This is a genomic window from Cupriavidus sp. FW216-B1 (assembly GCF_058789195.1).
Map to the genome: position 1 here is coordinate 34,807 of NZ_JBYTEL010000011.1, position 11,874 is coordinate 46,680.

Annotated in this window: 12 protein-coding genes; 5 read left to right on the plus strand and 7 right to left on the minus strand. The window is 68.0% G+C overall.

Features of this window, described 5'->3' with window-relative positions; translation table 11 throughout:
• Positions 1 to 22: 22 nt before the first annotated feature.
• The 3 genes from AC3WXD_RS21700 to pcaC form a co-directional block, all read right to left on the minus strand.
• On the minus strand, positions 23 to 997 hold the full coding sequence (locus tag AC3WXD_RS21700; RefSeq protein ID WP_029043992.1) for a tripartite tricarboxylate transporter substrate-binding protein: 975 nt from the start codon (positions 995 to 997) through the stop codon (positions 23 to 25).
• A gap of 181 nt (positions 998 to 1,178) precedes the next feature.
• Entirely contained in the window at positions 1,179 to 2,042 is an 864-nt protein-coding gene (locus AC3WXD_RS21705) for an NAD(P)-dependent oxidoreductase (RefSeq protein WP_020204819.1), read from the minus strand.
• A gap of 10 nt (positions 2,043 to 2,052) precedes the next feature.
• Positions 2,053 to 2,430, minus strand: a complete 378-nt coding sequence (gene pcaC, locus AC3WXD_RS21710; protein WP_020204820.1) for a 4-carboxymuconolactone decarboxylase — start codon at positions 2,428 to 2,430, stop codon at positions 2,053 to 2,055.
• 123 nt (positions 2,431 to 2,553) lie between these two features.
• Here pcaC and AC3WXD_RS21715 point away from each other — a divergent pair, with 123 nt between their 5' ends.
• Positions 2,554 to 3,228: a GntR family transcriptional regulator gene (locus AC3WXD_RS21715; RefSeq protein ID WP_020204821.1), complete on the plus strand. Its 675-nt coding sequence runs from the start codon at positions 2,554 to 2,556 to the stop codon at positions 3,226 to 3,228.
• Positions 3,229 to 3,292: 64 nt separating this feature from the next.
• On the opposite strand, the gene AC3WXD_RS21720 is transcribed toward AC3WXD_RS21715, so the two are convergent.
• From AC3WXD_RS21720 to AC3WXD_RS21735, 4 genes are all read right to left on the minus strand, one after another.
• The gene (locus AC3WXD_RS21720; RefSeq protein WP_492324682.1) at positions 3,293 to 4,345 is read right to left on the minus strand and encodes a porin; all 1,053 of its coding nucleotides are present in this window, start codon (positions 4,343 to 4,345) and stop codon (positions 3,293 to 3,295) included.
• Positions 4,346 to 4,475: 130 nt separating this feature from the next.
• Positions 4,476 to 5,477: a Bug family tripartite tricarboxylate transporter substrate binding protein gene (locus AC3WXD_RS21725; RefSeq protein ID WP_492324683.1), complete on the minus strand. Its 1,002-nt coding sequence runs from the start codon at positions 5,475 to 5,477 to the stop codon at positions 4,476 to 4,478.
• 31 nt (positions 5,478 to 5,508) lie between these two features.
• Positions 5,509 to 5,676, minus strand: coding sequence for a hypothetical protein (locus AC3WXD_RS21730; RefSeq protein ID WP_492324684.1), 168 nt, complete (start codon positions 5,674 to 5,676; stop codon positions 5,509 to 5,511).
• Positions 5,673 to 6,902: a CaiB/BaiF CoA transferase family protein gene (locus tag AC3WXD_RS21735; protein WP_492324685.1), complete on the minus strand. Its 1,230-nt coding sequence runs from the start codon at positions 6,900 to 6,902 to the stop codon at positions 5,673 to 5,675. The genes AC3WXD_RS21730 and AC3WXD_RS21735 overlap by 4 nt, the downstream gene beginning before the upstream one ends.
• 195 nt (positions 6,903 to 7,097) lie before the next feature.
• On the opposite strand from AC3WXD_RS21735, the gene AC3WXD_RS21740 reads away from it, so the two are divergent.
• From AC3WXD_RS21740 to AC3WXD_RS21755, 4 genes are all read left to right on the plus strand, one after another.
• Positions 7,098 to 8,054, plus strand: coding sequence for a LysR family transcriptional regulator (locus AC3WXD_RS21740; protein ID WP_020204825.1), 957 nt, complete (start codon positions 7,098 to 7,100; stop codon positions 8,052 to 8,054).
• A gap of 200 nt (positions 8,055 to 8,254) precedes the next feature.
• Positions 8,255 to 9,508 carry an alkyl sulfatase dimerization domain-containing protein gene (locus AC3WXD_RS21745; RefSeq protein WP_492324686.1) on the plus strand — a complete coding sequence of 418 codons (1,254 nt, stop codon included), beginning with the start codon at positions 8,255 to 8,257 and terminating at the stop codon, positions 9,506 to 9,508.
• 10 nt (positions 9,509 to 9,518) lie between these two features.
• Positions 9,519 to 10,532 carry a Bug family tripartite tricarboxylate transporter substrate binding protein gene (locus AC3WXD_RS21750; RefSeq protein WP_059410416.1) on the plus strand — a complete coding sequence of 338 codons (1,014 nt, stop codon included), beginning with the start codon at positions 9,519 to 9,521 and terminating at the stop codon, positions 10,530 to 10,532.
• A 21-nt stretch (positions 10,533 to 10,553) separates the two neighbouring features.
• Complete coding sequence (locus AC3WXD_RS21755; protein WP_059410415.1) at positions 10,554 to 11,852, plus strand: DUF1254 domain-containing protein; 1,299 nt, start codon at positions 10,554 to 10,556, stop codon at positions 11,850 to 11,852.
• Positions 11,853 to 11,874 lie beyond the last annotated feature (22 nt).

Sequence of the window (11,874 nt, forward strand, 5' to 3'; positions counted from 1 at the left end):
TGCGGACAGACCAGCCCGATCGCTATTCCGCGTAGATGCCCGCGGCCTTGATGATCGGCGTCCAGCGCGCGACTTCCGCCTTCGTGCGTTTCCCCAGCGTCGGCGCGTCCAGCCGCGCGGCCGTCGGCACCGCAACGCCCATCTGGGCAAATCTCTGCAATACGGACGGGTCGGCAAGCGCGAAGCGCAACGATTGGTTCAGGCGCTCGATGACGGCCGGCGGCGTGCCCTTCGGCGCGTAGAGGCCATGCCAGACCTCGAGCTCGAAATTCGCCAGGCCCGCTTCGGCGAACGTGGGCACATCCGGCAGGCTCGAAAGGCGCGAACCGGCGGCCAGCGCGTAGGGTTTCAGCAAACCGCTCTTGATGTACGGCCCCGTCGCCACCGGCTGGTCGCACAACAGGTCGACTTGCCCCGCGAGCAGGTCCTGCAGCGCCGGGCCGGTGCCGCGGTACGGCACCATCGTGACTTCGGTGCCGATCGTCTTGGCCAGCAGCATCGCGCAAAGATGCGAGGTCGAGCCGATGCCGGCATGGCCGAAGCGCACTTCTCCCTGCCGTTGCTTGATGGTGGCAATGACTTCCTTCAGGTTCGACGGCGCGAACCCCTTCGCGCCCACGAGGATCATCGGCACGTCGGCCGCCTGGCCGACCGGATCCAGGTCCTTGGTCGAGTCGAAGTTCAGTTTCTTGTACAGCGCCGGCGCGGTGGCGATGCCCATGTTGTGGAACAGAAGCGTGTAGCCGTTCGCCTGCGCGTTGACGACGCGCCCGGTTCCGATGGTCCCGCCGGCGCCGCCCGAGTTCTCGATGACCACCGGCTGCTTGAGGTTGCGGGACATCGCTTCGCCCAAGGCCCGCCCGATCACGTCGGTGGACCCGCCGGGCGCATACGGAATGATGACCTGAACCGGTTTGTTGGGATACGACTGAGCAGCCGCGATGGCTGACGTCAGCGCCATGACAATACCCGTGGCTGCTGCAAGGATGCGTTTCATGATGTCTCCAGTCTGAACGGCGACTTCTGTCGATTCGCCTTGTTTTTTCGGGCCCGCGGCCGTCACGGGGACGAGCGCGGCCCACCGCGCCTTGCGGCGCGGCAAATCCGTACATCGAGGAATTCGGGAAACGCCCGGGCTTTGCGCTGTCCGTCGGAAGCCCTGGCGGCTGGTCCGCAGGCTACGGGTGCTCGACGAAGCGATACATCTCCGTGTGGTCCGCGGCTTTCCCAAGCGCATTGGAAGCTTGCGTGCACAGCGCGTTGACATGCGCGCCCAGCCGCATGTCGGCCTGCACGGCCTCGGCCAGCACGGCCGCGATGGCAACGTCCTTGGCCATCAGTGCCAGCGAGAACCCGGAGTTGAACGCGCCGGAAAGCATGAACTGCTTTGCCTTGTTTTCCGTCGTGTTGTTCTTTCCGGTGGAGCTGTTCAGAACGTCGACCATGATGTTGGGGTCGATGCCAAAACGCTGTCCGGCAATCAGGGCTTCCGCGGTCGCAATCAGGCCGGCGGCCGACACATAGTTGTTCAGCGCCTTCATCGCATGGCCCGCGCCGATGTCGCCGACACGGGTGAGCGTGGAACCCAGGTGGCCGAGCAACGGCCGCGCGCGGTCGACGTCGGCGGCATCGCCTCCGGCCATGATCGCCAGGGTGCCCGACCTTGCGCGGCTTACCCCGCCGGAAACCGGGGCGTCGATCATGGCCAGGCCCGCGGCCTTGACCGCTGCCGACAACGCCCGCGTGCGCACCGGGTCCGCGGAGCTCATGTCGATGACGAGCGCGCCTTGCCCGAGCACCTTCGTCAGCGCGAGGACCGCCTCGTCGACGATGTCGGAGTTCGGCAGCATCGTCACCACGACATCGCAGTCGCCGAACGCCTGCAGGTCCGCGGCGACGCGCGCCGCCTTGTTCTCGGCGGCGAAACGCTGCCGCGTCTCGGCCACCACGTCATACGCCAGGACGTTCACGCCCGCGGCCGCCAGCCGGCCGGCCATGGGGAAACCCATCATCCCCAGGCCGACGAATCCGATTTGCTTCATGGCCGGCTCCTTAGATGCCCATTTCCTTGAACACTTCGCGGGCAATCCGGAACGAGTCGATCGCCGCCGGCACGCCGCAGTAGATCGCCACCTGCAGGAAGACCTCCTTGATTTCGTCCTTGGTCAGCCCGTTGTTGATGGCGCCGCGCACGTGCAGCTTCAGTTCGTGCGGCCGGTTGAGCGCGGCAATCATCGCGAGGTTCAGGAAGCTGCGGGTGCGGCGCTCGAGGCCGGGGCGGTTCCACACGTCGCCCCAGCAGTACTGCGTGACCAGCTCCTGCATGTCGCGATTGAAATCGTCGGCGTTCTTCAGCGAAGCGTCCACGTACTCGCTGCCCAGCACTTCACGACGGGTCTTGAGGCCTTTCTCGAACAGGTCTTGGTTCATGCGTGTCTCCTTTGGTTAACGGCTCCCATCGTAGAGCGCAGCTTTTCATAAGTCAATAAGATTGTCTGACAATCTGTTTGGCGAGAAATCTGGGATAATTTCCCGCAACCAGCATGGCAATCTATGGAAACAGACCTGTACATCAAGCGCGACATGACCACCCTGCGTCAGCAAGTGACGGACAGGTTGCGTCAGGCTATCCTTTCCGGCCGCTTCCTGCCGGGCGCGCGACTCGTGGAACGGGAACTATGCGAGAACCTGGGCGTGAGCCGGCCGCTCCTGCGCGAGGCGCTGCAGCAGCTCCAGGCGGAGGGATTGATTCACCTCATTCCCCACAAGGGCCCGGTGGTGGCAACCATTTCCGCGGAGGAAGCGCGCCAGATCTACGCCGTGCGCGCCTACCTGGAAGCGTGCATCGGGGAAGGCTTCGCGCGCAACGCGACGGACCCGCAGATTTCGCGGCTGAGAGCCGCGCTGCAATACCTGGCCACGCCGCAGGCATCCGCCGACACCGATGCCCTGCTGCTGGGCAAGAACACCTTCTACGCCATCCTGATGGAAGGCTGCGGCAATGAGATTGCCGGGCAAATGCTCACCCAGCTCAACAACCGCATCACCCTTCTGCGCCGCCTGTCTCTCGGGCGCACCGGACGGCTCGCCGAATCCATCAAGGAGCTCGACGCGGTCGTGTCGGCGATCGAGAAGCGGGATGCCGAGACCACCCGCCAGCTGTGCTTCGACCACGTCCTGAGCGCGGCGAAGGCCGCCGAGGATGCGCGCTCCGTGAGCGGCGCTTGAGGCGAACGACGGAACCTGCCGGGCGGAAGTCCGGCAGGCCGCTGGCCTGTGCCGAAGCGTCCTGTCAGAACCTGTGACGCAGGCCCACGCTGAGCGAGCGCGCGTCGTCACCGCTGCCGCGGTCGATGGCAATACTGTTGATCGTCACGCTGCCGCCGGGGCTGTTGTGGACATAGACCGCGCGCAGATAGGCGGTGGTGCGCTTGCTGAGATCGTGGTCCCAGCCGAGCGTCATGCTCCAGGGCCGCTCGCCGCCGCCCAGTATCTGCCGCTTGAGCGCCACCGCCTTGAATGTGCCCTTCTGCGTGACGTTCCAGCTGAACGTGATGCCGTAGTGGCGCGCCACCCGGGTCGTCGTCAGCTTGCTGCCGGCCTGTGCCAGCAGCAGGCCCACCTTCACCGGCTTGAAGCGGTACGCGCCGCCCAGGAAGTGGTTCGACGTCAGCGCAGTGGGAACCTGCGGCGTGCTGGTGCCCGTGTACATGCCCTGGTAGCCGTAAAACGCGTAGGCGTTGCCGGCCTCGTACATCGCGTTCATGCCGAAGTTGGTGCCCGAACGCGGATTGCCCGGCACCTCGCCCGGAGCCGCGGCGGCACCGAGCGAGAAGCCGCCCCAGGTCGGCGAGAAGTACTGCACGGCATTGTCGAAGCGCGCGCCATACGCGACCTGCCCGATACCTTGCGACGCCGTGGCGCCCAGCAGGTTGAATGGCGACACCATGCCGTTCAGCAGGAAGGGATCGAGCCGCAGCAAGGCATAGAACGACGGCGTGTACTGCCGGCCCAACCGGATCTCGCCCCATGATTCGTTGGAAAGCCCCAACCACGACTGGCGGCCAAACAGGCGGCCATTGCCGAAGAGCTCGGTGCCGGTATCGATGTTGAAACCGGACTCGACCAGGAAGTTGGCCTTGGTGCCTCCGCCCAGGTCCTCGATGCCTCGCAGCCCCCAGCGCGACGCCGCCTGCTGGCCTTCGCGCATCCGTACCACGCTTTGCGAGCCCTTTGCATATTCGATCGACGCGTCGACCACGCCATACAACTGCGCCGTCATGGCCGCCGCGCCGCCGCAGGCCAGGGCCAGGCCGAGGCCGAGGCCCAGGTTCGTGCCGATCACGATGCCCGATGACCGTCTGCTTGCTCTGCTCTCTCTCACGCTGCCGTCTCCCGTTCTACGCTGCTGCATCGTTTGTCTCCTTGGTGGCTATTTCAGGTGATGCGGGCCCTGCCAACGCTGAGGGTGCCGCCTACTGCGGTGTCACGCCGGCAAGCTTGACGATGTCGCCCCACGCAGCCAGATCGGCGCGCAGCAGTTGCCCGAGTTCGTCAGGCGTTGAAGGCTTGCCAGGCTTCAGGTACATCGAGGCAAAGCGCAGCTGTCCCTCGCGCGATTGCAGGATGCGGTTCACTTCGGCGTTCAGGCGCGAGACGATGGGCGCGGGCAGGCCCCTGGGCCCGAACAGCGCAAGCCAGCTTGCCTGCTCGAACGGCACGCCCTGCTCGCCCATGGTCGACACCTCGGGCGCGGAGAGCATGCGTTCGGGGCCGGATACGGCGATGCCGCGAATGCGGCCCGACTTCAGATGCGGAATGGCAGACAGCGAATCGGTGAAGGCGATGGTCACGTGTCCGGCCGCCAGGTCGCTGGTGCACTGGACGGCAGTCTTGTACGGCACGTGGCGCATGCGGATGCCGGTCTTGGCCTTGAGGTACTCCATCGCCAGATGGCCGCCCGACCCTACGCCCCACGAGCAATAGGCCAGTTCGGTGGGGCTTGCCTCGACATGGGCGATGAGCTCCTTGAGGCTGTGCACCGGCACGGTGGACGTCACCGCCAGCAGGTTGCCGCCCGGGGCAATCGGCCGGGCAATCGGCGTGAAATCCTTGACGGGGTCATAGGGCAGGCTGGCCGTGGTCCACGGGTTCACGGTCATCGTGGCCGAGTACGTGAACAGCAGCGTGTAGCCATCGGGCTCGGCACGCGCCACCATCTCGCTGGCGATGATGCCGTTGGCACCGGGGCGGTTATCCACCACCACCGGCTGCTTGAACGCCACCGAGAGCCGTTCCGCCACCAGCCGGGCGGTCTGGTCGGTCACGCTGCCCGCGCCGGACGGCACCAGCATCCGGATCGGACGGTTGGGATACGGTGCGGTCTCGGCATGGGCCGGGGCGATGCCGGACCCCGTGGCCAGCGCCGCCACGATGACCGGCAAGGCCACGCGGACGCCAGATCTCTGACTACGCATATTGCTGTCTCCATCACGGCGCATTGGCCGTTCATGCCAGTACGTTGCCGGCGTGTCGCGAACAGGCGCCGCGCGCGCCTGGTGTGGCCAGGGCCTGGGTGGTGGCCATATCGATGGTGTTGCGCGTCTCGGGGCGGTTCAGCGTGAGCTCCGCCCAGCCTTCGTGGCGAGATGCCGGGACAGCCGGCGCGGTGGTCATGCTGCCGCGCCTTCGCGACGCGGCAACGCCACACCGATCGCGCCGTCGCGGGCCATCGTGTCGATGGCATCGTCGCCATAGCCAAGCTCGCGGAGCACCTCCACCGTGTGCTGGCCGATCCGGGGCACCACCGGGCTGGATGCAGGCGGGGCCGCCTCCATGCGGAACGGCAGGCCCGGCAGCGACAGGTGACCGCCAGCACCGTCGGCAACAGCCATCAACATTGCGTTGGCGTGCACGTCGGCGCTGACCTCGACCTGGCGATAGTCGCGTACCACGCCCACCACCACCCGATGCCGTTCGAGCAGCGCGCACGCGTCCTCGCCCGAGTACCCGCGCAGCGCGTCATGCAGGATCGCCAGCAAGGCCGGCCGGTTCTGCACGCGCAGCGGGTTGCTGGCAAAGCGGGCATCGCTGGCCAGCCCGGGTTGCCCGATGGCCGTGCACAGCCGCGCCCAGTGTTCGTCGAGATAGGCCGACAGCACGATATGGCCGTCCGCCACGCCAATCACGTCGGCGGCAGGCGCCGCCTTGGGCTGGCTGTTGCCGCTGCGTACCGGCAGCGCGCCCGAGCACTGGTACTCGGCCCAGAGCTGGGCCTGCAGATGCACGCCGACGTTCAGCAGCGACGTCTCGATGGTATCGCCGTGGCCTGTGCGCAAGCGCCGGAACAGCGCGGCCACGATGCCGCTGGATGTCGCCAGCGCCGTGGCGGCATCGATCAGCGCGAAGCCGGCCTTCAGCGGCTGGCCGCCGGCCTCGCCCGTCACGGACATCATGCCGCTTTCGGCCTGCGCGGCGATATCCAGGCCCGGCCGCAGGTGCGACGGCCCGCGCGTGCCGAAGGCGGTGACACTGGCATGGACCAGATCGGGCCGGACGTCCCGCAGCGAGACGGCATCCAGGCCCAGCGACTCCATCGAGCCGGGCCGCGCGTTGTGCAGCACCACGTCGCACGACAACGCCAGCTTGCGGGCGGCCTGCAGCCCCGCCGGACGACGCAGGTCCAGCGCGATGGCGCGCTTGCCGCGGTTGTAGGCCAGGAACATCGGGCTCTGCGGGCTGGTGCCGTCGAAACGCCGGGCGCCGTCGCCGCGCAGCGGTTCCACCTTGATGACGTCGGCGCCAAGGTCGGCCAGCAGCATCGCCGCCCCCGGTGCCGCGATGAACTGGCCGAATTCGGCCACGCGAATGCCTGCAAGCGGCAGGTCGTTCTGGGTCTTCATCCTGTCTTCCGAATGCATGCCATGACGGCATCGATGGAAACGGATCATGCGGCACGTGCATCGGATGCGGCAGCTTCCCAGATCGCTGCGGCGTGAACCAGCGGTTAGCACCACGGGTAATCCCGTGGCCGCGCGGCTGGCGCTATGCTGGCGGACAGGGCGCCGCCATGAACGCCCGCGACAGGAGACGAACCCATGCGACTAAGCCAGGTACAGGACTTCATCGCCGTGGCCGAGTGCGGCAGCATCCGTGCCGGCGCCAAGGCGCGCGGCGTGTCGGCACCGGCCATCACCAAGAGCATCCGGCTGCTCGAGGAGGAACTGCATGTGCCGCTGCTGACGCGCACCACGCGCGGCATCGTGCTCTCACGCTATGGCGAGGCGTTCCTGCGCCGCGCCCAGCTCATCGCCAGCGAAGCCCGGAAGGCCACCGACGAGATGGCCCAGATGCTTGGCACGCGCAACGGCGTGGTCCGCATTGGCGTCACGGGCGGCCCGGCGCATCTGCTGCTGCCGGCGGTGCTCAAGCGTTTCCGGTCCCAGCATCCCGACGTGCAGGTCTGCATCGACAGCGGCGTCTATCCGGCCCATCTGTCGAACCTGCGCGCGGGCGCGATGGACATGGCCGTGAGCCCGATTCCCGACGAGGGCATCGAGCGCGAGTTCGTCTGCGAGCCCCTGTACAACAACGATTCCGTGGTGGTGGCGCATCGCGAGCATCCGCTGCGCAACGCCCGATCTCTGCGCGAGCTGGTGGGTTCGGAATGGGTGCTGACCGGGCAGCGGATGCACGGGCCCGGCGCGGCGATCATGGACGCCTTCCGTGCCCGCGACCTGCCGCTGCCCCGCGTGGCGGTACGGTGCGACACCATCGGCATGATCCAGACGCTGCTCGAAGACCGCTCGCTGCTGTGCCTGCTGCCGCGCCAGCTCGTGCCGGGCCGCCTGACCAACGCCAGCCTGGTGGTGCTGCCGATCGAAGACCCGCTGCCCAGCCATGCCGTCAGCCTGGTCTATCGCGCCGATTCGCCGATGACGCCCGTGGCCGAGCAGTTCGCGAAGCTGCTGCGCCGTGAAGTGCACTACCTGAGCAAGATGCCCGACAGCCCGCTGCGCCGCCAGGTGCCGCACCCCCCGGAAGCGGTCGGCTAGCCCAGCGCCGCGCCGGCGGGAATTCCCGGCCGGCCACAGGCGATAACCGCCGGTTCACACCTGAAGTTCCGCAACGCCCGCCAGGCCGCGCCAGCGCTGCCCGCGCAGCCGGCGCGCCCGGCCGCACCGGGACTTTCCCCACTGCATATAGTCCCGCGTCTGCGCGTGAATATCCCTTCGCCAACTGGGAGGGGAAACACATGCACACAATCGAGGACCGCCCCGCCGCGCTGATCACCGGCCACGGCATCGACGCCATTGGAGACGGCATCTGGCTGCTGCACGGCCAGGGCCAGAGTTTCGTCGCCGACGTGGGTGGCGGGCTGCTGGTGGTCGACAGCGGCCCTGGCGGCGGCGTGACGGCCGGGATGATCGAAGTGCTGCGCACCCGGACCAGCCTCCCTGTGCTGGCGCTCTGCTACAGCCACGGACACCTGGGCTACAACGCCGGTGTGAAGCAGTGGATCGACCATGCCGCCCAGCGCGGCGAACCCGCGCCACGCGTGCTGGCGCACGTCAACGTACTGGCGCGCCAGAGCCGCTACCGCGAGACCCAGCGCATGCAGGAGCGCATGGCGGAGATCCAGTTCCGGCACGCCAGCGGCGCCCTGGCGGGCAAGCTGCGCCAAAGCGTGCCCACGGAGACGTTCCACGACGGCATCACGGTGGGCCAGGGCGATCGTCGCGCCGAAATCCTGTGGGCACCCTCGGAGACGGACGATGCCGTAGCCGTGTGGCTGCCGGGCAGTCGGCTGCTGTATGGCGGCCCGGCGGTCATCGACTCCATCCCGAACATCGGCACTCCGTTCCGCACGATGCGCGATACGGTGCGCTGGGCCGAAACGCTGGAACGCCTGGCCGGGCTGCGACCCGAGACGGTGGCCCGGGAATTCGGGACCACCCTGCACGGCGAGGAGACCTGCCGGCAAGTGCTGCTGCATACAGCGGCCGCGCTGCGCTGGATGCGCGGGGAAGTGGTGCGGCTGATGAACGCCGGCTGCAACGAGCGCCAGATGCTGGCCGCGCTGCAACCACCGGCCGAACTGTTCGAGCAGCCGTGCATGCAGCCGACCTACGGCGATCCGACCTACATCGCACGCGATATCTACCGGTCCGAGAACGGCTGGTGGGACCGCAATGCCACGACGCTGCATCCTGCCGCGCCCGAGGACGTGGCCAGCGAGATCGCGGCGGCAATCGCCGACCACGGCGCCGTGGTGCGGCATGCGTGCGCGCTGGCCGAACGCGGAGATATCCAGCTTGCGCTGCATGTGATCGACCTGCTGGCGCAGGCGCCCGGCGACGCGCCGCCCGTGATGGAAGCCCGCCAACGCAAGGCCCAATGGCTGCGCGCCCGATCAAGACAGGTGCGCAGCTATGTGTCCCGCAGCCTCTATGTGGCGGCCGCGATGGTGCTGGAAAGCGGTTCGGACGACAACTTCGGCATCCACTGAGGAGCCAGCGATGACCCATTCCCTCATGACCGGCGCGGCGCCCGGGCGCAGCCGCCGCGATGCCCTGCGGTGGCTTGCCTGGCTTGGACTGGGCGCGGTCTTGCACCCGGCCCGCGCCGCTGCCACGTGGCCGTCGCGGCCGATCCGGCTGGTCGTGCCGGCGTCGGCCGGCAGCGGCCCCGACCTGTTCGCCCGGCCGCTGGCCGAAGTCATCGGCAGGCGGCTGGGCCAGCCGTTCGTGATCGACAACAAGCCCGGCGCCACCGGCATCATCGGCAATAACATCGTCGCCAAGGCGGCGCCGGACGGCCAGACGCTGCTGTTCACCTACGCGGCCACGGTGGTCATCAACCAGACCTTGCAGCCAAAGATGCCGTACGACGGGCTGCGTGACCTGACGCCGGTGGCCCAGATTGGCGCGGGCGGCAACTTCCTGGTGGTGGTGCCGGCGTTTCCGGCGCGCAATCTGAAGGAGTTCGTCGCCCACGTGCGGGCGCGGCCCGACGCCTACGACTACGCGTCGTGGGGCATCGGCTCCGGCGGCCATCTGACGATGGAGGCACTGCGGATGCAGAGCGGCATCCGCATGCGGCATGTGCCCTACAAGTCCGTGCCGCAGATCCTGAACGACATGCAGGGGGGCATCGTGAAGGTGGGATGGGTCGATGCGTCGTCGTCGCTGCCGCTGATCCGGGCCGGCAAGCTGCGCGTGCTGGCCATCAGCGGCACGCGGCGCGGCGCGGCCACGCCGGACGTGCCGACCATGACCGAGCAGGGCTACCCGTTCGACACCGATAGCTGGTACGGCCTGTTCGCGCCGGCCGGCACCCCCGCCGCCATCGTCCAGCGGCTCAACGCGGAAGTGAACCAGGCATTGGCCAGCGCCGACATACGGGAGCGCTTCCTGCAAATGAACATGACCGATCCGCCAATCAAGACGCCGGAGCAGTTTGCGCAGACCGTGCGCGACGACGTGGCGGTCTGGGGCAACGTGATTCGCGCCAACCACATCACCGTGGACTAACGACACCATCGAGGAACCGACATGACCACAGACCGCGCCGCACTGGACCAGCGCATCCGCGCAGCCTTTATCTACACCTTTGCGCTGCACGACCTGGCACGCACGCGCTGGCGCTTCACGCAGCACGAGACCACGCACGGCAGGCCAGCCAACCAGCTGCATCACAACCGCGATCTGCTGGACGACCGCGCGCGCCAGGTGACGATGCCGAACAACGACACGCTGTATTCGTTGGCATGGCTCGACCTGTCCGCCGGCCCCGCCACGCTGACGGTTCCCGACATGGGCAGCCGCTACTACAGCGTGGCGCTGATGGATGCCTTCACCAACAATTTCGCCTGCCTGGGCCTGCGCACGAATGGCCCCGGCGCGCACGTGTTCGTCATCGCCGGGCCGGCGCACCACGCCAGCGCGCCGGCCGGGCTGCCCAACGGCGCCGTCCTGGCGCGCGCCCCGTGCAACGACGTCTGGCTGCTGGCGCGCGTGCTCGTCGACGGCCCGTCGGACCTGCCGCAAGTCCATGCGCTGCAGGAACAGATGCGGCTCGGCACAAGCGCCGTGCCGCCCGCACGCCTCCAGGCCACGCCCGACGAGACCCGCCCCGCCGCCTACCTGGCGCTGGTCAACGAAGCGCTGGCGCGCAACGGCGTGCCCGCGCATGAACAGGAGATGGTGGCGGGCTTTGCCGACCTGGGCGTCCGCGCCGGCGACCTGGCCGCGTGGGACACGCTGTCGCCGGAGATCCGTGAGGCCTGGACACGCCTGTGGCCCGCGCTGCGCCACGAACTGGAGCACCCGCCCAAGGGCAGCCTCCGCCGGAACGGACCGCGCGGATCCTGGCTCAGCGGCATGGACCACATCGGCAACTTCGGCACCGACTATTTGTACCGCGCCTATATCTCGCTGGTTGGACTCGGCGCGCTGGAGCGCCCGGAAGCCATCTACGCCAGTGCATTGACCGATGGAGACGGCCAGCCGCTCGACGGCGCGCACTGCTACCGGCTGCACGTGCCTGCACGGATGCCCGTGAACGCCTTCTGGTCGCTGTCGATGTACGAGTTCGCGCCGGACGGGCGGCGCTTCTTCACGGCGAATCCGATCCAGCGCTACGCCATCGGCGATCGTACGCCCGGGCTGACGCGAAACGCGGACGGGTCTCTGGATCTCGCCATCCAATGCGCACCGCCCGCGGAAGGCCTCGCCAACTGGCTCCCGGCACCCAAGGGGAGGTTCGCCATGGCCCTGCGCTACTACCATCCGCAACCCGACCTGATCGAACATCGCTTCGTCATGCCGGATACCGAGCGGGTGTCGGCGTAGGTGGCAAGCGCAAGGCGGTTGT